Origin of the sequence: Streptomyces sp. NPDC127595 (genome assembly GCF_042671685.1) — a bacterium.
GTDB lineage: Bacteria > Actinomycetota > Actinomycetes > Streptomycetales > Streptomycetaceae > Streptomyces.
On record NZ_JBHXWK010000012.1, the window covers coordinates 237,064 to 257,841 of the forward strand.

At 69.8% G+C, this 20,778-nt stretch carries 20 protein-coding genes; 13 read left to right on the forward strand and 7 right to left on the reverse strand.

Annotated elements, in window-relative coordinates; genetic code table 11:
• Positions 1 to 67: 67 nt before the first annotated feature.
• The 10 genes from ACFVKT_RS32570 to ACFVKT_RS32615 all read left to right on the forward strand — a co-directional run bounded on the left by ACFVKT_RS32570 (position 68) and on the right by ACFVKT_RS32615 (position 8,590).
• The gene (locus ACFVKT_RS32570) at positions 68 to 1,000 is read left to right on the forward strand and encodes a Rossmann-like and DUF2520 domain-containing protein (RefSeq protein WP_385738211.1); all 933 of its coding nucleotides are present in this window, start codon (positions 68 to 70) and stop codon (positions 998 to 1,000) included.
• Between the two features lie 110 nt (positions 1,001 to 1,110).
• On the forward strand, positions 1,111 to 2,109 hold the full coding sequence (gene panC / locus ACFVKT_RS32575) for a pantoate--beta-alanine ligase (protein ID WP_385738213.1): 999 nt from the start codon (positions 1,111 to 1,113) through the stop codon (positions 2,107 to 2,109).
• Positions 2,106 to 3,878: an L-aspartate oxidase gene (locus ACFVKT_RS32580; RefSeq protein WP_385738215.1), complete on the forward strand. Its 1,773-nt coding sequence runs from the start codon at positions 2,106 to 2,108 to the stop codon at positions 3,876 to 3,878. Before panC ends, ACFVKT_RS32580 begins: the two co-directional genes overlap by 4 nt.
• Before the next feature lie 5 nt (positions 3,879 to 3,883).
• Positions 3,884 to 4,876, forward strand: coding sequence for a carboxylating nicotinate-nucleotide diphosphorylase (gene nadC, locus ACFVKT_RS32585; RefSeq protein WP_385738300.1), 993 nt, complete (start codon positions 3,884 to 3,886; stop codon positions 4,874 to 4,876).
• Between the two features lie 5 nt (positions 4,877 to 4,881).
• Entirely contained in the window at positions 4,882 to 5,679 is a 798-nt protein-coding gene (locus ACFVKT_RS32590; RefSeq protein WP_385738217.1) for a type III pantothenate kinase, read from the forward strand.
• 460 nt (positions 5,680 to 6,139) lie between these two features.
• Positions 6,140 to 6,739 (forward strand): hypothetical protein, encoded by a 600-nt coding sequence (locus tag ACFVKT_RS32595; protein WP_385738302.1) that lies wholly within the window; start codon positions 6,140 to 6,142, stop codon positions 6,737 to 6,739.
• Between the two features lie 13 nt (positions 6,740 to 6,752).
• Complete coding sequence (locus tag ACFVKT_RS32600; RefSeq protein ID WP_385738218.1) at positions 6,753 to 6,932, forward strand: hypothetical protein; 180 nt, start codon at positions 6,753 to 6,755, stop codon at positions 6,930 to 6,932.
• Positions 6,933 to 7,067: 135 nt separating this feature from the next.
• Positions 7,068 to 7,460 (forward strand): BlaI/MecI/CopY family transcriptional regulator, encoded by a 393-nt coding sequence (locus tag ACFVKT_RS32605; RefSeq protein ID WP_385738304.1) that lies wholly within the window; start codon positions 7,068 to 7,070, stop codon positions 7,458 to 7,460.
• A 9-nt stretch (positions 7,461 to 7,469) separates the two neighbouring features.
• Positions 7,470 to 8,027 (forward strand): amino-acid N-acetyltransferase, encoded by a 558-nt coding sequence (locus tag ACFVKT_RS32610; RefSeq protein ID WP_385738220.1) that lies wholly within the window; start codon positions 7,470 to 7,472, stop codon positions 8,025 to 8,027.
• Positions 8,028 to 8,254: 227 nt separating this feature from the next.
• Complete coding sequence (locus ACFVKT_RS32615) at positions 8,255 to 8,590, forward strand: Lsr2 family protein (RefSeq protein WP_365429573.1); 336 nt, start codon at positions 8,255 to 8,257, stop codon at positions 8,588 to 8,590.
• Here the strand turns inward: ACFVKT_RS32615 and ACFVKT_RS32620 are convergent.
• The gene (locus ACFVKT_RS32620; protein ID WP_385738222.1) at positions 8,569 to 9,246 is read right to left on the reverse strand and encodes an SCO3374 family protein; all 678 of its coding nucleotides are present in this window, start codon (positions 9,244 to 9,246) and stop codon (positions 8,569 to 8,571) included. The two genes, ACFVKT_RS32615 and ACFVKT_RS32620, sit on opposite strands and share 22 nt — an antisense overlap.
• A 430-nt stretch (positions 9,247 to 9,676) precedes the next feature.
• Here ACFVKT_RS32620 and ACFVKT_RS32625 point away from each other — a divergent pair, with 430 nt between their 5' ends.
• Together ACFVKT_RS32625 and ACFVKT_RS32630 are read left to right on the forward strand one after the other, a co-directional pair.
• Positions 9,677 to 12,205 (forward strand): ATP-dependent Clp protease ATP-binding subunit, encoded by a 2,529-nt coding sequence (locus ACFVKT_RS32625; RefSeq protein WP_385738223.1) that lies wholly within the window; start codon positions 9,677 to 9,679, stop codon positions 12,203 to 12,205.
• A 652-nt stretch (positions 12,206 to 12,857) separates the two neighbouring features.
• Positions 12,858 to 13,463, forward strand: coding sequence for a M23 family metallopeptidase (locus ACFVKT_RS32630; protein WP_385738225.1), 606 nt, complete (start codon positions 12,858 to 12,860; stop codon positions 13,461 to 13,463).
• A 6-nt stretch (positions 13,464 to 13,469) separates the two neighbouring features.
• Here the strand turns inward: ACFVKT_RS32630 and ACFVKT_RS32635 are convergent, their stop codons facing one another.
• Entirely contained in the window at positions 13,470 to 14,066 is a 597-nt protein-coding gene (locus tag ACFVKT_RS32635; protein WP_385738227.1) for a TetR/AcrR family transcriptional regulator, read from the reverse strand.
• Positions 14,067 to 14,238: 172 nt separating this feature from the next.
• Between ACFVKT_RS32635 and ACFVKT_RS32640 the strand changes: the two genes are divergently transcribed.
• Positions 14,239 to 15,828: an MDR family MFS transporter gene (locus tag ACFVKT_RS32640; RefSeq protein WP_385738229.1), complete on the forward strand. Its 1,590-nt coding sequence runs from the start codon at positions 14,239 to 14,241 to the stop codon at positions 15,826 to 15,828.
• Between the two features lie 249 nt (positions 15,829 to 16,077).
• Here the strand turns inward: ACFVKT_RS32640 and cseC are convergent, their stop codons facing one another.
• The 5 genes from cseC to ACFVKT_RS32665 form a co-directional block, all read right to left on the reverse strand.
• Positions 16,078 to 17,439: a two-component system sensor histidine kinase CseC gene (cseC, locus tag ACFVKT_RS32645; protein ID WP_385738231.1), complete on the reverse strand. Its 1,362-nt coding sequence runs from the start codon at positions 17,437 to 17,439 to the stop codon at positions 16,078 to 16,080.
• Positions 17,440 to 17,447: 8 nt separating this feature from the next.
• Entirely contained in the window at positions 17,448 to 18,164 is a 717-nt protein-coding gene (gene cseB / locus ACFVKT_RS32650; RefSeq protein ID WP_385738233.1) for a two-component system response regulator CseB, read from the reverse strand.
• Positions 18,165 to 18,307: 143 nt separating this feature from the next.
• Positions 18,308 to 18,904: a hypothetical protein gene (locus tag ACFVKT_RS32655; protein ID WP_385738235.1), complete on the reverse strand. Its 597-nt coding sequence runs from the start codon at positions 18,902 to 18,904 to the stop codon at positions 18,308 to 18,310.
• 86 nt (positions 18,905 to 18,990) lie between these two features.
• Complete coding sequence (locus ACFVKT_RS32660) at positions 18,991 to 19,542, reverse strand: SigE family RNA polymerase sigma factor (protein ID WP_385738237.1); 552 nt, start codon at positions 19,540 to 19,542, stop codon at positions 18,991 to 18,993.
• A gap of 222 nt (positions 19,543 to 19,764) precedes the next feature.
• Positions 19,765 to 20,697, reverse strand: coding sequence for an A/G-specific adenine glycosylase (locus ACFVKT_RS32665; RefSeq protein ID WP_385738239.1), 933 nt, complete (start codon positions 20,695 to 20,697; stop codon positions 19,765 to 19,767).
• Between the last annotated feature and the right edge of the window lie 81 nt (positions 20,698 to 20,778).

Sequence of the window (20,778 nt, forward strand, 5' to 3'; positions counted from 1 at the left end):
TGACGAGAAATCGTCCGGTACATCGTCCGGTACCCCGAGCGGACTGGAACGGGAAGGCCGTCGTCGAGTGAGCACATTCCAACAGCCAGATCCCAGGGACCGCCCCGCGCGGCTCACTGTCGGCGTCGTCGGCGCCGGCCGGGTGGGCCCCACTCTGGCGGCCGCCCTCCAGCTCGCCGGGCACCGCCCGGTGGCCGTCTCCGGAGTCTCCGACGCCTCCGTACGGCGGGCCGCGCAGCTGCTGCCCGACGTGCCGCTGGTCACCCCGGCGCAGGTGATGGCGCGGGCGGATCTGGTGCTGCTGACCGTCCCCGACGACGCCCTGCCGGGGCTCGTGGAGGGGCTCGCGGAGACCGGGGCCGTGCGACCCGGGCAACTGCTCGTGCACACCTCGGGGCGGTACGGCGCACGCGTGCTCGACCCGGCGCTCAGGGCGGGCGCGCTGCCGCTCGCCCTGCACCCCGCGATGACGTTCACCGGCACCCCTGTGGACGTACAGCGGCTCGTCGGATGCTCCTTCGGGGTCACCGCGCCCCAGGAGCTGCGGCTGGCCGCCGAGGCCCTGGTGATCGAGATGGGCGGCGAGCCCGAGTGGATCGCCGAGGAGAACCGGCCGCTCTACCACGCGGCCCTCGCGCTCGGCGCCAACCACCTGGTGACCCTGGTCGCCGAGTCCATGGAGCTGCTGCGCGCCGCCGGCGTGGAAGCCCCCGACCGGATGCTGGGCCCGCTCCTCGGCGCCGCCCTGGACAACGCTCTGCGGTCGGGCGACGCGGCCCTCACCGGGCCCGTCGCGCGCGGCGACGCGGGCACGGTCGCCGCGCACGTCGCGGAGCTGCGCAAGCACGCCCCGGGGACCGTCCCGGGCTATCTGGCGATGGCCCGCGCGACCGCCGACCGCGCGCTCGCCCACGGGCTCCTCAAGCCGGAACTGGCCGAGGACCTGTTGGGGGTACTCGCCAACGGCGCGGCCCTGCCCGATGACGGGAGCGACCGATGACCGCCGTCCTCCTGCCCGATGACGGGAGCCTCCGATGACGGCCGCCCCCCTCCCCGGCGGCGGGAGCCTCCGATGAACTTCGCCCTCCTGCGCAACGACGGGAGTTCCCGATGACCACGACCACCGCCCTCCTGCGCACCGCCGACGAGCTGCACGCGCGCGTGCGCGGCGGCCGTCGAGCCGTCGTCATGACCATGGGCGCCCTGCACGAGGGCCACGCCACCCTGATCCGCACCGCTCGGGAGATCGCCGGCGAAGAGGGCGAAGTGGTCGTCACGGTCTTCGTGAACCCCCTCCAGTTCGGCAAGGGCGAGGACCTCGACCGCTACCCGCGCACCCTCGACGCCGACCTCAAGATCGCCGAAGCGACGGGCGCGGACGCCGTGTTCGCCCCTTCCGTGGACGAGGTCTACCCGGGCGGCGAGCCCCAGGTCCGCGTCAGCGCGGGCCCCATGGGTGAGCTCCTCGAAGGAGCCACCCGCCCCGGGCACTTCGACGGCGTGCTCACCGTCGTCGCCAAGCTGCTGCACCTCACCCGGCCCGACGTGGCCCTCTTCGGGCAGAAGGACGCCCAGCAGCTCGCCGTGATCCGGCGCATGGCGCGTGACCTGAACTTCGGCGTGGAGATCGTCGGCGTACCCACCGTCCGTGAGGAGGACGGGCTCGCCCTCTCCAGCCGCAACCGCTACCTCTCGCCCCAGGAGCGGCGCACCGCGCTCGCCCTCTCGGGGGCACTGTTCGCAGGCCGCGACCGGCACGCCGCCCAGGAGGCCCTGCGCGCGCGTGCCCGTGAAGTGCCCGCCACGCGCGCGCGTGCCGAGGCCCTCAGCGCGATCGGCGAGTCGCGCGCGGCGGCCGACGCGCACGCCGTCGCCAAGGCCGTCCCCGGCGTTCCCTCCGGTGTCCGCGCGGCTGCCCGCCTCGTCCTGGACGAGGCGGCCCGTATGCAGCCGCCCCTGGTCCTGGACTACCTGGCGCTGGTCGACCCGGCCGACTTCACCGAGATCGACGAGGACTTCACCGGCGAGGCGGTCCTCGCCGTCGCCGCCCGGGTCGGGACGACCCGCCTGATCGACAACATCCCCCTCACCTTCGGAGCGGCCTCGTGACCGGCCAAGGCACAGGTACGGGTACCGGTAAGAGCACTGGTACCGGCATACGACTGCACGCGCCCGCCCCTGGCTGGGCCCTCACCGCCGACGTCGTGGTCGTCGGCTCCGGCGTCGCGGGCCTCACAGCCGCCCTCCGCTGCGAGGCCGCGGGCCTGCGGACCGTCGTCGTCACCAAGGCCCGCCTGGACGACGGCTCCACGCGCTGGGCGCAGGGCGGCATCGCCGCGGCCCTGGGCGAGGGCGACACCCCCGAACAGCACCTCGACGACACCCTGGTGGCGGGCGCGGGCCTGTGCGACGAGGAGGCCGTACGCATCCTGGTCACCGAGGGCCCCGACGCCGTACGCCGTCTCATCGAGACCGGCGCCCACTTCGACGAGTCCGCCGAGGGCGCCCTGGAACTGACCCGCGAGGGCGGCCACCACCGGCGCCGCATCGCCCACGCGGGCGGCGACGCGACCGGCGCCGAGATCTCCCGGGCGCTCGTCGAGGCGGTACGCGCGCGTGGCTTGCGGACGGTCGAGAACGCGCTCGTCCTGGACCTCCTCACGGACGCCGACGGCCGCACCGCGGGCGTGACCCTGCACGTCATGGGAGAGGGCCAGCACGACGGCGTGGGAGCCGTGCACGCCCCCGCCGTGGTCCTCGCCACCGGCGGCATGGGCCAGGTCTTCTCCGCCACGACCAACCCCTCGGTGTCGACGGGCGACGGAGTGGCGCTGGCCCTGCGCGCGGGCGCCGAGGTCTCCGACCTCGAATTCGTCCAGTTCCACCCGACCGTGCTCTTCCTGGGCGCGGACGCCGAGGGGCAGCAGCCGCTCGTCTCCGAGGCGGTACGCGGCGAGGGCGCCCACCTGGTCGACGCGGACGGTGTGCGCTTCATGGTGGGCCAGCATGAACTGGCCGAGCTGGCGCCCCGGGACATCGTCGCCAAGGGCATCATGCGCCGGATGCAGGAGCAGGGCGCCGAGCACATGTTCCTCGACGCCAGGCACTTCGGCGCCGACATGTGGGAGCACCGCTTCCCGACGATCCTGGCCGCCTGCCGCGCCCACGGCATCGACCCGGTGACCGAGCCCGTCCCGGTCGCCCCGGCCGCCCACTACGCCTCCGGAGGCGTCCGCACGGACGCCCTGGGCCGCTCCACGGTGCCGGGCCTGTACGCGTGCGGCGAGGTCGCCTGCACCGGCGTGCACGGCGCCAACCGGCTAGCCTCCAACTCCCTCCTGGAGGGCCTGGTCTACGCCGAGCGCATCGCGGCGGACATCGCGACCCGGCACGAGGAGAACCGCCTCCACGCGCGCGTGCCCGAGCCGGTTCCGCACCCCGACAAGCCCGCGCACCCGCTGCTCGCCCCGGAGGCCCGGTTCGCGATCCAGCGGATCATGACGGACGGCGCCGGCGTCCTGCGCTCCGCAGCCTCCCTCGCCGACGCCGCCGAGCGACTCCAGCGGCTGCACACCGACGCCCGCGACGCCCTGGACGAGAACGGCAAGACCGCCGAGCCCGGCGTCGACACCTGGGAGGCCACCAACCTCCTGAGCGTGGCCCGGGCCCTGGTCACCGCCGCCCGCCTCCGCGAGGAGACCCGCGGCTGCCACTGGCGCGAGGACCACGCCGACCGGGACGACACGGACTGGCGCCGCCACATCGTCGTACGGCTGAATCCAGACCGGACGCTCGCGGTACACACCACAGACACCGCAGACTTCCCCCCGACCCGGCAGACCCGCCAGGTCCGTCAGTCCCCTTCCCAGGAGCAGTGACCGAAGTGAGCACCCCCGACCTTCCCCTCGTCCAGAGCGGCGGCTGCGGCGACGGCTGCGCCTGTGGCGCCGACACGGACGAGACGTACCTGGAGTGCGGCCTCGACCCCGCGCTCGCGCAGCTCCTCGCCGAGGCGGGACTCGACCCGCTGGAGGTCGAGGACATCGCGAACGTGGCCATCCAGGAGGACCTCGGCCACGGCGTGGACGTGACGACCGTCGCGACCATCCCCGAGGACGCCGTCTCCGCCGGCGACTTCGTCGCCCGCGACGCGGGTGTGGTCGCGGGGCTGCGGGTGGCCGAGGCGGTCATCTCCGTGGTCTGCACGGACGAGTTCGCGGTCGAGCGGCACGTCGAGGACGGCGACCGGGTGGAGGCCGGCCAGAAGCTGCTGACCGTCACCACGCTCACCCGTGACCTGCTGACGGCCGAGCGCAGCGCGCTGAACCTGCTGTGCCGCCTCTCCGGCATCGCGACCGCCACGCGCGCGTGGGCGGACGCCCTTGAGGGCACCGACACCCGGGTACGCGACACCCGCAAGACGACGCCGGGCCTGCGCTCCCTGGAGAAGTTCGCGGTGCGCTGCGGCGGCGGCGTCAACCACCGCATGTCCCTCTCGGACGCGGCGCTGGTCAAGGACAACCACGTGGTCGCCGCAGGCGGCGTGGCGCAGGCCTTCAAGGCCGTACGCGAGGCCTTCCCGGACCTGCCGATCGAGGTCGAGGTCGACACCCTGGCCCAGCTTCGCGAGGTCCTGGACGAGGGCGCCGACCTGATCCTTCTGGACAACTTCACGCCCGACGAGTGCGCGGAGGCCGTCGCCCTGGTCGACGGCCGCGCACTCCTGGAGGCCTCGGGCCGCCTCACCCTCGGCACCGCCGAGGCCTACGCCGGGACCGGCGTCGACTTCCTGGCGGTGGGCGCGCTCACGCACTCCTCGCCGATCCTGGACATCGGCCTCGACCTGCGCGAGGCGTCGACGGACGAGGCGGCGTAGGACCCATGCTGCTCACGATCGACGTCGGCAACACGCACACCGTCCTCGGCCTCTTCGACGGGGAGGAGATCGTCGAGCACTGGCGCATCTCCACGGACGCCCGCCGCACCGCCGACGAGCTCGCCGTGCTCCTCCAGGGCCTGATGGGCATGCACCCGCTCCTGGGCGATGAACTCGGCGACGGCATCGACGGCATCGCCATCTGCTCCACGGTTCCGTCCGTGCTGCACGAGCTGCGCGAGGTGACACGCCGCTACTACGGGGACGTGCCCGCCGTGCTGGTCGAACCCGGCATCAAGACCGGTGTGCCGATCCTGATGGACAACCCCAAGGAGGTCGGCGCCGACCGCATCATCAACGCGGTGGCGGCGGTCGAGCTCTACGGGGGGCCGGCGATCGTCGTGGACTTCGGTACGGCGACGACGTTCGACGCGGTGTCCGCGCGCGGGGAGTACGCGGGTGGGGTGATCGCTCCGGGCATCGAGATCTCCGTCGAGGCCCTCGGCGTCAAGGGCGCCCAGCTCCGCAAGATCGAGATCGCCCGGCCGCGGACGGTCATCGGCAAGAACACCGTCGAGGCGATGCAGTCCGGCATCATCTACGGGTTTGCCGGCCAGGTCGACGGTGTCGTCAACCGGATGGCGCGCGAGCTTGCCGACGATCCCGACGACGTCACCGTCATCGCGACGGGTGGCCTCGCGCCGATGGTTCTCGGCGAGGCGTCGGTCATCGACGAGCACGAGCCGTGGCTGACGCTGATCGGGCTGCGGCTGGTGTACGAGCGGAACGTGTCCCGGACGTAGCGCCTGCGGCTGGCCGCTGCTGGGTTTTTCGCCCCCTCCGCCCCTACCCGTCCCGTTCCTGGGGGCTGCCGCCCCCAGACCCCCGCTTCGGCCTGAACGGCCTCGTCCTCAAACGCCGGACGGGCTGAAAGACCCCCCGGCCCCGGGGGGAAGGGTGCTGCCTCCGTGGGTGGGTGAGGGATGGGGATGGCGCTGCCTCGTTCATGAACGTCGGCCGGGCTGATGGGGATGGCGCTGCCTGTCCTCACAACCCGGACCGGGTGTGGGTGCTGTGCCGCCTCCTCGTTCACGAACGTCGGCCGGGCTGGGGATCGGGGTGGTGCCGTGTCGTCCTTGAGCGGCGGGCGGGCTGAAGCGTGGCCCCCGGAGTGAGGCGCGCCGCGGTCTCGCCTTATGCGCGTTTTGTCTGATTAGCGCGTATCGTCGGCGCATGCCCACGCCATACGGATCCCGCGGCGGCATGGCGTTCGGTGCGGAGGAGCTGCGTGTGCTCCGTCGCGCTCTCGCCCTCGCCCTCCACCCCAGCCCCGTCTCGGCCGAGGACCTCCAGGACTGCCTTCGCCTCGCCGAGTCCCTCGACGAGGCGGCCCGCGAGGGAGCCAGGCTCCGGACCTTCCTGGTGGCCGACCTGGTCCGCTACCGGGCCGCGCTGCCCGGCACCGCCGCCGGCTACCTGCTGCTCCTGGAGGAGGTGCTCGGCAACGGCTACCGCCCGAACCCGGACGACCTCTCCGCGCTCCGCGCCCTGCGCGGCAACCCCTCGGCGGCGGCCCTCCTGCACCGCTGCCGGGTGCTCGCCGAGCAGGACGTACGCGCACGGCTGGCCGGCCGCGCCGTCCCGTCGTCCCGCACCCGCCTCCTCGCCCTCCCCGGCGGCCTGGCCTCGGACGAGGGCGCCAAGAAGCCCGCGGAGAAGCCGGCCGCGCAGCCTCAGTCACGGCCCCCGGCCAAGACCCCGCGCCCGGAGCGCCCCATTCCCACCCCGGGCGAGGTCTTCCCCCCGAAGCGCAAGCCCGCACCGCCACCGGCGAACCCCCCTCAACAGCTCGCGGCGGGCTAGCTACTCTGGAGCCATGGACTATGTCTCCGCGCTCGTGCCCCCGGTAGTGATGGCCGTGTTCTTCATCGGGCTGATCGTGACGATCGTGAAGAGCCAGGGCGGGGCCAACAAGGCCAAGGAGGACGCGGTCGTCGACGCCGCCCTCGCGCGCGCGGAGAGCGCCCGACAGGACTCACGGAGCACCGAGGGCTGAGCATCCGGCCCTCACCTGCGCACTCATCGGCGTACGACTCATACGTTTTTCGAGTCGTACGCCCTTTTTGTTGGTGATCTCCCACTATTGTTCTGAGCTGTGCCTCGCCCATTGGGAGAACTCGAAGACGCGGTCATGACGCGGGTGTGGAAGTGGAACCGCCCGGTGACCGTTCGAGAAGTCCTGGAAGACCTTCAGCAGGAACGGTCCATCGCCTACACCACGGTGATGACCGTTTTGGACAATCTCCATCAGAAGGGCTGGGTGCGCAGGGAAGCCGAAGGCCGGGCCTATCGATATGAGGCGGTCTCCACCCGTGCCGCCTACTCGGCCGCGCTCATGAACGAGGCCTGGTCACAGAGTGACAACCCGGCCGCCGCTCTCGTCGCGTTCTTCGGCATGATGAGCGAGGAACAGGGACAAGCGCTGCGTGACGCCGTACGTATGGTCCAAGGGCCGGAAACGCCCGGGGCGGAGAACCCGCCCGGCGAGAACCCCGGCTCCGGCCGCGACGACAGCGGGCGATAGCGTCCGCTCATGCCAGCAGAGCATCCCGCGGAGCTTCCGTCAGAGCGTCCCGAAGCGAGCGCAAAAGCCATCACCGTCCGGCGGGCCAGGACCAGCGATGTCGCCGCCGTGCGCCGACTCCTTGACTCGAACGTCCGACAGCGCATCCTGCTCGACAAAGCGACGGTGACGCTTTACGAGGACATCCAGGAGTTCTGGGTCGCGGAACGGGACGACAACGCCCAGGTTGTCGGCTGCGGCGCGCTGCACGTGATGTGGGAAGACCTCGCGGAAGTCCGTACTCTCGCCGTGAACCCAGCGGTCAAGGGCGTAGGTGTCGGTCATCAGTTGCTGGAGAAGTTGCTGCAGACCGCGCGCTGGCTCGGCGTTCGACGTGTTTTCTGTCTGACCTTCGAAGTCGACTTCTTCGCGAAGCACGGCTTCGTGGAGATCGGTGAGACACCCGTTGACACCGATGTCTACGCCGAGCTCCTGCGTTCCTATGACGAGGGCGTGGCGGAGTTCCTCGGTCTCGAACGAGTGAAACCGAACACCTTGGGCAACAGCCGGATGCTTCTGCATCTGTGATCGCCGACAACTATTCCGGTTGAACGCCCTGCCCAGGTTCCCTATGTCCGAAACGCGCACGTTTCCGGTCTGTCAGTGCCCAGTGAGTCTCCTCCAGGGGTTTGTGTTTTTCCAGCAAAAGCGGTTTGCTTTCCGACGTACTGCAGTACTGCATATAACAGGGGCCGTGAAACAGCGGCAGACGCTGTAGTCCCGCGGCCCTGAAGTTATCGATGAAAGGAAATCCGGTGGCACAGAAGGTTCAGGTCCTTCTTGTCGACGACCTCGACGGTGGCGAGGCGGACGAGACCGTGACGTTCGCGTTGGACGGCAAGACGTACGAAATCGATCTCACGACTGCCAATGCGGACAAGCTCCGTGGCCTTCTCGACGCCTACGTGAAGGGTGGCCGCCGTACGGGGGGCCGCGCTTCGGGTGCACGCGGAAAGGCTCGCGTCGCTTCCGGTGGCAGCCAGGACACCGCGCAGATCCGCGCGTGGGCGAAGGAGAACGGCTTCGAGGTCAATGACCGTGGCCGGGTTCCCGCGGCCATTCGTGAGGCCTACGAGAAGGCCAACGGCTGAGCGCACACGCGCCGCAGCCGTACCCGGTGGCATTGCGTCGCCATCGTGTCGACGAGTCGTACGAGATCGGGGGCGCCCCCACCGCCCCCCACGGCCGAAAGTGCCGGCAGCGCCGACATCGTCGGCAGCGAGGACTCGACCTCGCACCCAGGCTCGGGGGGCCGCAGCCAGACAGCGGCCCCCTGTGGACTGGTCAGTGGTGGACCGGCTCCTGGTGAGACCGGTGAGCAGGCCCCTGCTGAACCCGCCCCCTGTGAAGTGCCCAGGTCCGGTGGCCCAGGAGCCTCGATGCTCCCGCCCGCGCCGATCGCCCTGAGGTCCAGCGTGAGGGCGCCCCACTCCAGCCAGTCGAGCAGCCCCGGCAGCTCGTCCGCGCTCCCCGGGGCGACCAGGAACCGCATCCGCTCACCCCGCGTCGGGCGCCCCGTGTGAAGTGCCACCGGAGACCCCGTACCAGGCCGCATGTGCCGCCGTAGAACCGCGTATCCCGCCTCCGCAGGCACGTCCAGCACGTCGAAGCGCAGGCCCGTGACAAGTCGTACCGGCGCTCCGGGCACTGTCGCCCAGCCGAGTTCGTTCTCGTACCACTGCCGCACGGGGTCACTCGGATCTCTCCGATCGAGCGGCCGACGGGGGTGGGGAACGGTGGGAATCATGCCAAGAGCAACAGCCGGAAAGGCTCCGGAGTTACGCTGGGTGTTCCGGTGAACGCACAGAGTGCGGGAAATGGGGGCGTGCGGGGGTGATCGACGGCGCAAGGGTGTTCGCCCGTAGCGGAGGGAACCGGCGCGCGCGGCATGGAGTGTCAGTGCGTGCGGGTAAGACATCCCTAGTGGGAGGGGCGACACGCATGGCTCGGGCATCTCACGTTCGCCATCGGCGTACAGCGGGAGAGGGTATCTGCCTGGCCTGCGGGAACATCGTCTCGCACCATCAGGTTGGAGCAGATGTCGGCGTTCGGGGTCAGGAGGCCAAGGACGGTGTCGGCAGTTGGAATGAGCGGTCCCTGCTTGCGGGACTAAGCTGCGGAAGGACAGGGAGGGGAGCGTCCCCTTACTGCCTGACCGCTCTGAGGAGCGATTAACGATGTTCGAGAGGTTCACCGACCGCGCGCGGCGGGTTGTCGTCCTGGCTCAGGAAGAAGCCCGGATGCTCAACCACAACTACATCGGCACCGAGCACATCCTCCTGGGCCTGATCCATGAGGGTGAGGGTGTCGCCGCTAAGGCCCTGGAGAGCCTCGGGATTTCGCTCGAGGCGGTCCGCCAGCAGGTGGAGGAGATCATCGGGCAGGGTCAGCAGGCCCCGTCCGGGCACATCCCCTTCACCCCCCGTGCCAAGAAGGTCCTGGAGCTTTCGCTCCGCGAGGCCCTTCAGCTGGGCCACAACTACATCGGCACGGAGCACATCCTGCTCGGCCTGATCCGTGAGGGCGAGGGCGTCGCCGCCCAGGTCCTGGTCAAGCTGGGCGCAGACCTCAACCGGGTGCGGCAGCAGGTCATCCAGCTGCTCTCCGGCTACCAGGGCAAGGAGACCGCCGGCGCCAGTGGCGGCCCCGCCGAGGGCACTCCCTCGACGTCCCTGGTCCTCGACCAGTTCGGCCGGAACCTCACCCAGGCCGCTCGTGAGTCCAAGCTCGACCCGGTCATCGGGCGCGAGAAGGAGATCGAGCGGGTCATGCAGGTGCTGTCCCGTCGTACGAAGAACAACCCGGTCCTGATCGGTGAGCCCGGCGTCGGCAAGACCGCCGTCGTCGAGGGACTCGCCCAGGCCATCGTCAAGGGCGAGGTGCCCGAGACCCTCAAGGACAAGCACCTCTACACCCTGGACCTCGGCGCACTGGTCGCCGGCTCCCGCTACCGCGGTGACTTCGAGGAGCGCCTCAAGAAGGTGCTCAAGGAGATCCGCACCCGCGGCGACATCATCCTGTTCATCGACGAGCTGCACACGCTGGTCGGTGCGGGTGCCGCCGAGGGCGCCATCGACGCGGCTTCGATCCTGAAGCCGATGCTGGCCCGCGGCGAGCTGCAGACCATCGGTGCGACGACTCTGGACGAGTACCGCAAGCACCTCGAGAAGGACGCGGCCCTCGAGCGCCGCTTCCAGCCGATCCAGGTGGCGGAGCCTTCCCTCCCCCACACGATCGAGATCCTCAAGGGCCTGCGGGACCGCTACGAGGCCCACCACCGCGTCTCCATCACGGACGAGGCCCTGGTGCAGGCCGCGACGCTCGCGGACCGCTACATCTCGGACCGGTTCCTCCCCGACAAGGCGATCGACCTGATCGACGAGGCCGGCTCCCGGATGCGCATCCGCCGGATGACCGCGCCGCCGGACCTCCGCGAGTTCGACGAGAAGATCGCGGGCGTGCGCCGCGACAAGGAGTCCGCGATCGACTCGCAGGACTTCGAGAAGGCCGCCTCCCTCCGCGACAAGGAGAAGCAGCTCCTGGCCGCCAAGGCCAAGCGGGAGAAGGAGTGGAAGGCCGGCGACATGGACGTCGTCGCCGAGGTCGACGGTGAGCTGATCGCCGAGGTCCTGGCCACGGCCACCGGCATCCCGGTCTTCAAGCTCACCGAGGAGGAGTCCTCGCGTCTGCTGCGCATGGAGGACGAGCTCCACAAGCGGGTCATCGGCCAGAAGGACGCCATCAAGGCGCTCTCGCAGGCGATCCGTCGTACGCGAGCGGGTCTCAAGGACCCGAAGCGTCCCGGTGGTTCGTTCATCTTCGCCGGCCCCTCGGGTGTCGGTAAGACCGAGCTGTCGAAGACCCTCGCGGAGTTCCTCTTCGGCGACGAGGACGCGCTGATCTCCCTCGACATGTCGGAGTTCAGCGAGAAGCACACGGTGTCGCGGCTCTTCGGTTCGCCCCCCGGTTACGTGGGTTACGAAGAGGGTGGCCAGCTGACGGAGAAGGTGCGTCGCAAGCCGTTCTCGGTGGTTCTCTTCGACGAGGTCGAAAAGGCTCACCCGGACATCTTCAACTCGCTTCTCCAGATCCTGGAGGACGGTCGTCTGACCGACTCCCAGGGCCGGGTCGTGGACTTCAAGAACACGGTCATCATCATGACGACCAACCTCGGCACCCGGGACATCTCCAAGGGCTTCAACCTCGGCTTCGCCGCCTCCGGTGACGTCAAGAGCAACTACGAGCGCATGAAGGTCAAGGTCAACGAGGAGCTGAAGCAGCACTTCCGCCCCGAGTTCCTGAACCGTGTCGACGACACGGTGGTCTTCCACCAGCTCACCGAGGAAGACATCATCCAGATCGTCGACCTCATGATCGCCAAGGTGGACGAGCGGCTGAAGGACCGGGACATGGGCCTCGAGCTCAGCCCGACCGCCAAGTCGCTGCTCGCCAAGAAGGGTTACGACCCCGTCATGGGCGCCCGGCCGCTGCGCCGGACGATCCAGCGCGAGATCGAGGACCTGCTCTCCGAGAAGATCCTCTTCGGCGAGCTGCGCCCCGGCCAGATCGTGGTCGTCGACACGGAGGGCGAGGGTGACGCGAAGAAGTTCACCTTCCGCGGTGAGGAGAAGTCCGCCCTCCCCGACGTCCCGCCGATCGAGCAGGCCGCGGGTGGGGCCGGTCCCAACCTGAGCAAGGAGGCGTAGGCGCTACCGCGCTCGCCTGAACGGAGGGGCTGCCCCGGGACTTCGGTTCTGGGGCGGCCCCTTTTTCATGCCTCCGACAGGCGGTTCGTCCGTGGGTGGGGGCGATTGAGGCTTCGTATGAGCGTCGCCAGTGCGGCTGGGGTGGTGGTGAATGTGACGTCCGGGGTGTCACTTTCGCGGAGGGTGTCCGCCGGTGACGGCCGCGGGGTGTGTGGGTATTCGGCGCGCCGCGGGCGTAGGCCGCGTCACATTTGCGCGGGCCCGGACTGCGTCACCCGGTGACATGACCCACAGGCGATTTGTCCGTTACTAGGGGGAATAGTGGAAGAGTTCATGTGGGCAAAACGGACCTTTGGGTTAGGGGCTCAGTGGGGCGTCCGGCGCTTCCCGTAGGGGTGGGTGGGGGTGGCCGTTCCCCTGGGGTGGGACTGCTCGAAGTGGGGTTAAACCCACCCTCCTGTAAAAAATCGGGAGGATTCATCGCTGGATGGGGCGTCTGTCAAGAAGGAGTAAGTTTCGTGGTCAAGTACGACCTTTCATCGTAGATGGCGTGTTTGGGGGTCTGTGGGTGTGGGGGTTACCAAGGAGTGGTCCATTCGGCGGGTGTCCCCTCGTCGGGTGGGCTTTCTGCCCCCGTCTCCGTGAGGTCCCCATGTCGAAGCGCGTCACGTCCCGTCACTCCCGTACGTCCCTGATCCGCACGCGGGCGGCCGTCCTGGCCGTCGGCCTCGGCGCCTCGGTCGTGCTGGGCGCCGGGGTCGCGGCCGCCGCGAGCAGCAGCGCAACCGTCACCGCCGCGAGCGTCTCGCAGGCGAAGGCCGCGACGAAAGCCACCAAGGCCGCCTGGGTCGACCCGGTGAAGAAGTACACCCTGTCCGCCAGCTTCGCCCAGGCCGGCACCATGTGGTCGTCCACCCACTCCGGGCAGGACTTCGCCGTGGCCACCGGGACCCCGGTCGTCGCCGCGCACGGCGGGACCGTCGTCAAGGCCGGCCCGAACGGCGCCGGTGACGGCCCCGCGTACGGCAATGCCATCGTGATCAAGCACGGCAACGGCACGTACTCGCAGTACGCCCACCTGTCGAAGATCAATGTGAAGGTCGGCCAGGTCGTCACCACCGGTCAGCGCATCGCCCTGTCCGGCAGCACCGGCAACTCCAGCGGACCCCACCTGCACTTCGAGATCCGTACGACCGCCAACTACGGGTCCGCCGTCGACCCCGTCGCCTTCCTGCGCTCCAAGGGTGTGACTGTCTAGGAAAGGTCAGGAGGCGGCGGTGCCTCCGTGTGCCTGCGTCACCAGGTCGATCGCGACCTCCAGGACAGCCTTTCGCTTCTCCTCGGGGTCGCCTTCGACGTCTCTGAGGACGAACATCCCGGCGTGCATCGTGAAGAGCGCGCTGACGCAGCGGACCTGGTCGGTCAGCGCCGACTCCGGCTCCTTGATGATGTCCAGCATGCTGTGCATACGGTCCTTGAACGTCTCGCCGATGCTCAGCTCTCGTACGGTCGCCTGGTTCTCCTGCATGAAGCGGAAGAGCGGGGCCGCGCCGGAGAGGGCCTCGCTGTACTGGCGCAGGACCTCCTTCTTGGTCTCCAGGCTGTGCGGCTGCTGCCTGCCCCACTCGATCAGCTCGTCGAGCGGTCGTGTCAGGTCCTGGAAGAGGCTGATGAGGATCTCTTCCTTGGTCTTGAAGTGGTAGTAGAGCGCGGCCTTCGTGACGTCGAGGTGCTCGGCGATCTCGCGCAGCGAGGTCTTCTCGTAGCCCTGCTCGGAGAAGAGTTCGAGGGCCACGTCCTGGATGCGCTGGCGGGTGTCCCCGCGGCGCTGTCGCTTGGTGCCGTCCATGGTGCCGCCCATTCTCCTGGTCCTCGCGCTCCCTGGGAAACCTGCCTGTCGCCCGGCCGGCAAAGCCCGGTCAAACTTACTTGACGCCCGGCTAGTTGCCGGTCTAATTTCCCTAGTGTAGACAACTTGCCGGTCGGCAAGTAAGTGGCCGACGACGGCAGCTGTACCTAGGGGAGTGGGAACTATGGCGGACAACACCGGAGTGGTGGCAGAGCCCGAGAAACAGCCACGCAGCGTGCGCGTGGTCCTGTTCGCGCTGATGGTCGCGATGATGCTGGCGATGCTCGACAACATGATCATCGGCACCGCGATGCCGACGATCGTGGGCGAGCTGGGAGGACTGGAACACCTGTCGTGGGTGGTGACGGCGTACACCCTCGCGACCGCGGCCTCCACCCCCATCTGGGGCAAGCTGGGCGACATGTACGGGCGCAAGGGCGCCTTCATGACCTCGATCGTGATCTTCCTGATCGGGTCCGCGCTCAGCGGTATGGCCCAGGACATGGGACAGCTCATCGGGTTCCGCGCGATCCAGGGGCTCGGCGCCGGCGGTCTGATGGTCGGCGTCATGGCGATCATCGGGGACCTCATTCCGCCGCGTGAGCGGGGCAAGTACCAGGGCATGATGGCCGGCGTGATGGCGCTCGCCATGATCGCCGGACCGCTCGTCGGCGGCACCATCACCGACCACTGGGGCTGGCGCTGGTCCTTCTACATCAACCTGCCGCTCGGCATCGTCGCGCTCCTCGCGATCAGCGCCGTACTGCATCTGCCGAAGAAGCGGGTGGAGGGACGGATCGACTATCTGGGCGCCGGGCTGCTCACCGTGGGCATCACATCCATCGTGCTCGTCACCACCTGGGGCGGCAGTGAGTACGCCTGGGGCTCGGCCCGGATCATGGAACTCATCGCCATCGGTGTCGTCGCGCTCGTCGGGTTCGTCCTCGTGCAGACCAAGGCCGCCGCGCCGGTCGTACCGCTGCACATCTTCCGCAGCCGCAACTTCACCCTCATGTCGATCATCGCCTTCATCACCGGGTTCGTGATGTTCGGTGCGACGCTCTTCCTTCCGCTGTACCAGCAGTCGGTGCAGGGCGCGTCCGCGACCAACTCGGGGCTGCTGCTTCTGCCGATGCTCGGTGCGATGCTCGTCACCTCGATGGTGGCCGGGCGGGTCACCACCAACACCGGCCGGTACAAGGTCTTTCCGATCGCGGGCAGCTTGCTCATGACGGTCGGCCTCTACCTGCTCTCGCAGATGGACACCGAGACGACCCGGCTGACGTCCGGGGTGTACATGGCCGTGGTCGGCGCCGGTATGGGCTGCCTGATGCAGATCACCATGCTGGTCGCGCAGAACAGCGTCGAGCTGAAGGACATGGGTGTCGCGTCCTCCACCAGCACCCTCGCCCGTACGCTCGGCTCCTCCTTCGGTGTCGCGATCATGGGTGCGCTGTTCAACCAGCGGGTGCAGGACGTGATGGTCGAGCGGGCCGGGGCGCTCGGGTCGCAGGTGACCGAGCAGTCCGCGCAGCTCGATGCGGCCAGTCTGGCGAAGCTGCCGGTCGCGGCGCGGGAGGCGTACCAGTACGCGGTGTCCTCCGGGACGCACTCCGCGTTCCTGCTGGGGGCGGTGGTGGCTGTGATCGCGCTGGTCGCCGGGCTGTTCGTCAAGGAGGTTCCGCTCAAGGGGGCGGGGGCGGCGAAGCCGGTCGAGGAGGGGGCGGCTGGGGACGCCGCCGGGGTGAAGCAGACGGTTGCAGAGGCCGTCTGAGTCGCGTCCACTCCTTCTCGGCCCGAAGACCCCCGGCGTTGTCCGCCCCGGGGGTCTTCGTTCTTACGTGTGCGTGTGCGTGTGCGTGTACGGGGCTGGGGCGTGAGTTTCTTCGCCCCCTCCGCCCCTTCCGGTCCCGTTTCTGGGGGCTGCCGCCCCAGACCCCCGCTGTCGGCCTGGACGGGCACGTCCTCGAACGCCGGACGGGCTGAAAATCTCCAGCGGCAGCCGGGCTGCGGATGTCGATGTCTAGTCCGGCAGCATCGGATAGCTCCCCGTGTTCGTCGGGGCGTGTTCCGGTAGCCAGAGGACTGCTACCGCGCCCTCGGCGGGGACGTCGTCAGGGGCGCCGGGGGGCAGGACGTTGCGGAAGGTCAGGCGGGCGCCGAGGACTCGGGCCTGGCCTGCGGCGATGGTGAGGCCGAGGCCGTGGCCGTAGCCCGCGCGGTCGGGGCTGCCGGTGCGGAAGCGGCGGGGGCCGTCGACTAGGAGGGCCGCCGGGAAGCCGGGGCCGTGATCGCGTACGCGGATGACGCGGCCCTCGACGGTCACCTGGACGGGCGGCTTGCCGTGCCGGGCCGCGTTGGCGAGGAGGTTGAACAGGACGCGCTCCAGGCGGCGCGGGTCCGTCGTGACCTCCGACTCGTGCACGACGCGTACCTCGATGTCCGCGTCCTTGGCCGTCACCCGCCGTGACACGAACTCGCCGAGCAGGATGTCCTGCAGCTCGGCCCGCTCGGAGGCGCCGTCGAGCCGTGCGACCTCCAGGACGTCCTCGACGAGGGTGCGCATGGCCTGGGCACGGTCGCGGACGAGCTCGGTCGGGCGGCCGGGAGGCAGCAGTTCCGCCGCGGTCAGCAGCCCCGTCACCGGCGTACGCAGCTCGTGCGCGATGTCGGCGGTCACCCGGCGCTCGGCCTCGATACGCTGCTGGAGCGTGTCCGCCATCGCGTCCACCGCCCGTGCCAGGTCGTCGGTCTCGTCGCGCAGGAACCCGCCGATGGAGTCGCCCACCCGGACCTCGGTGTCGCCCGAGGCGACCTGGTTCGCCGCGGCGGCGGCCTTGCGCAGCCGGTGCGACAACTGGCCGCCGATGAGCACGCCGAGCGCGCTGCCGCCGAAGACGACCGCGATCGAGCCGATGAGCAGCGCCTGGTCGAGATCGGTCATGACGTCGCTGTTGCGGTCGGTGAAACCCGTGTGGAGCGAGAGGACGCGGCCGTCCTTGAGCGGCACGGCGGCCCAGATGTCCGGCACGCCGCTGGGGCCGTCGGACACGTAGGTCGCCCGCCGCCCCTGCGTGACCTTCTCCAGCAGGGCCGCAGGGATGGACGGGTCGTCGACCTCGACCCCGAAGGCCAGCGTGCGCCCCGACTCGTACATGCGCTGTGCGACCTGGAGGCGCTCGTCCGCCAGATCGCGCGAGTTGTCGAGCATCGACACCTGCGCCGCGTTGTGCACGACCAGGCTCAGCGCGATCGCGACCAGCGCGCCGACGAGGGCGATCGCGGCGCTGAGTTTCCATCGGACGCCGGTCCGGATGCCCGCGCCGTTGCCCCTTTTGGCCCCGGCCGTTCTTTTCGGAACCCGGCGGCTGAATATCCCCCGCATACCCCTGCTCAGGCCTTCAACTTGTAGCCGAAGCCGCGGACCGTCTCGATGCGGTCCTGGCCGATCTTCGTACGCAGCCGCTGCACATGGACGTCGACGACGCGGGTGTCACCGCCCCAGCCGTAGTCCCACACGCGTTCGAGCAGCTTGTCGCGGCTCAGGACCGTGCCCGGCGCCGACGAGAACTCCAGGAGCAGCCGCATCTCGGTGGGCGTCAGCGCCACCGGCGTACCGCCCCTGCGGACCTCCATGCCCTCGGTGTCGATCTCCAGATCGCCGTGGCCGAAGGAGAGCACACTGCCGTCGACCGACGAGTGCCCCTCCGTCGCCGAGCCGTTCGCCGGCCCGCTCGCGTGCCCGAAGCGGCGCAGCACCGCGCGGATGCGGGCGACCAGGACGGCGCCGTCGAACGGCTTGGTCACGTAGTCGTCGGCGCCCGCCTCCAGCCCCAGGACGACGTCGATCGAGTCGGCGCGCGCGGACAGCATGATCACGGGGACGGTCGACTCGTCGCGGATACGGCGGCACAGGCTGACGCCGTCAAGACCGGGCACCATGACATCCAGGAGCGCGATGTCGGGGCGGTTCGCGCGGAACGCCTCCAGGCCCGACAGTCCGTCGGGCATCGCGGTGACCGCGAAGCCGTCCCGCTCCAGCGCGAGCTGGGTGGCCTCGCGGATGACGTCGTCGTCCTCGACGAACAGGACGTGGGTCTGCTCTGCCATCCGGTGCTCCGACATGCGATGCTCCGACATCCGGTGATCTGCCATCCGATGCTCTGCCGACCGATGTTCCGACATCCGGTGCTCCGGCATCCGGTGTTCTGCCATCCGAGGCTCTGCCATCCCTTGTTGTCAGGTATCTGTTCTCAGTTGTCGGTCGCGGCGGTGGGGGCCTCCGCGCCGCCCACCGCTTTGCTGTAGTCGTTGTGGATCCGGGACTCCTCCGCGAAGTGGTTCGCCGACCAGGCGTAGGTGATCACTTCTTCGCTGGAGGGATACGACATCGGGTCGCCCTTCGCGTACAGCTGCTGGGTGACCACCAGGTCGCCCCGGTCGATCTCGGCGTAGACCGGAGGTTCCTCGGTCTTGAAGACGTTCTGGTACCTGCCGTCCTTCTCGCGGTAGACGTACGAGCCGACGCCGACGGCATCGGCGCAGGTCATCACGTTGACCACGACGTCGTTCGCGGTTCCGCCGGTCAGTTTTCCGTACGACACGTCCACCGGGTACTCGTCGGCGACGCACGGCTTCAGGGCGCTCTTGACCGCCGGGCTGACCTCCGGGTCGTTCTTGACGAGCTTGACCGCGTCCACGCGCTGGGGTGTCTTCGCGGCGGAGGCGGCGGGTGACTGCGCGGTGCTGGGCACGGCGGCTTCGCTGCCCGCCGGGCCCTCGTCGCGGGCTCCCGTACCGCCCGTCGCGCAGGCGGTCAGGAAAAGGCCGAGGGCGGCGAACGCGGCCACCGCCGCACTCCCCGCCTTCACAGCCTGCCGGGCCGGCCGGGACGACCGGACTGAGCCGGCCCGTCCGACCTGCCTGGCCCGGTTTTCTACGCCGCGCAACGCTCCCGCCCCTCACTCACTTCGAGCGCGCGTGCGCCGCGCTCCTCGTAGTCCCGGTTCTCCAGCTCCTCGCGGAGCCGGGCCAGGGCCCGGTGCAGCGTGCTCTTGACCGTACCGGCCGACATGCCGAGGGCGGCGGCCGTCTCCTCAGTGGACATCTGCTCCCAGTGTCGCAGCACCACGACACTGCGCTGCTTGGGAGCCAGCACCTTCATGATGTCCATCAGCAGGGCACGGTCCGCGTGCTGCTCGGTGGAGTCGTCGACGCAGGCGTCCGGAAGCTGCTCGGTCGGCACCTCTTCGAGCTTCCGGGCCCGCCACCACTCGGTCCGCGTGTTGATCATCACGCGCCGCAGGTAGGCATCGGCGAGCCGCTTGTCCGCGATGCCGTCCCAGCGGCCGTACGTCCGCACGAGCGCCGTCTGCAGCAGGTCCTGGGCGTCGACGGGGTCGGGAACCAGGCGGCGGGCACTGCGCAGCAGCGCGTCCTGCCGGGTGCGGACGTACTCCTCGAATTCGAGCACCTCGCCGTGCGCCATGATCAACCGCCTCCATCCCCGTTTCCGGCCTGTCGGCTGTCGCCGGCCGCCGGTTGTCCGTTGCCTGAGATGAAGCTACGGAGGGGTTGTCACGGGCCTGTCCGAGCCAGCATGCGGAGAACGCTCGGCTGTCCGTCGGTTGTGTAACGGATGTAGGGCATGGGTAAGACGGGGTGCTGTTATGTCCAGGTTGCGATTGTTTTGCCGTACCGGCTGCGTCGGTTACGTCAAGGGGAGTTGATACAGACCACCCGCGAGCGGTTCCACGAGCCCGTCGGCGACGAGGCCGTCGAGGGCGCGGGCCCGCTGCACCGGCTCGGCCCACACGCCGTCCAGGACGGCCTGCGGGACCGGGGTGACGGCCTCCCTGAGTACGGCAAGGAGCTTGCCGCGCACCTGGCGGTCCGTACCGGCGTACGTCTGGCCGCGCCGCGGCGGCCCCTCGTGCTCGGGCTTCCCGGCCAGACGCCACGCGCAGCGCGCCGCGATCGGGCAGCGGTCACAGGTCTCGTTCTTCGCCGTGCAGACGAGTGCGCCCAGCTCCATGGAGGCGGCGGCCCAGCGGGAGGCGGTCCGCTCGCTGTCGGGCAGCAGCGCGCGGGCGAGCTTGCGCTCCGCCGCCGTCGTCGCGTTCGGGGGGTACCGCACACCGGTGACCGCCCGCGCGAAGACCCGTCGTACGTTCGTGTCCAGCACGGCGTGACGCCGGCCGTACGCGAACGACGCCACCGCCGCCGCCGTGTACTCCCCGATTCCGGGCAGCGCGAGCAACTGCGCGTGCTCCGCCGGTACGTCGCCGCCGTGCCGTTCCGTTATGGCCACCGCGGCGCCGTGCAGGCGCAGGGCGCGGCGGGGGTAGCCGAGGCGGCCCCAGGCGCGGACCGCTTCGCCCGGCGGCTCCTTGGCCAGGTCGGCGGGGCGGGACCAGCGGGACAGCCACTGCTCGTACACGGGCAGCACACGGTTCACCGGCGTCTGCTGCAGCATGAACTCGCTGACCATCACTCCCCAGGGGCCGGCCTCCGGACGGCGCCACGGGAGATCACGGGCGTGCGCGTCGAACCAGGCGATGACGGGGGTGTGGAGGGTCTCGCCGGTGGCGGCGGCTGTGGTGGCGTTCGCGGACTGGGGCGTGGGTTTGGTGGGTGCAGTCATGACGGGGTCGATCCTGCCATGTGGGGGTGGGCGGGGATGTCTGCTGGTGCAGGTCGGGTGGGGTGGTTTTTCGCTCCCTTC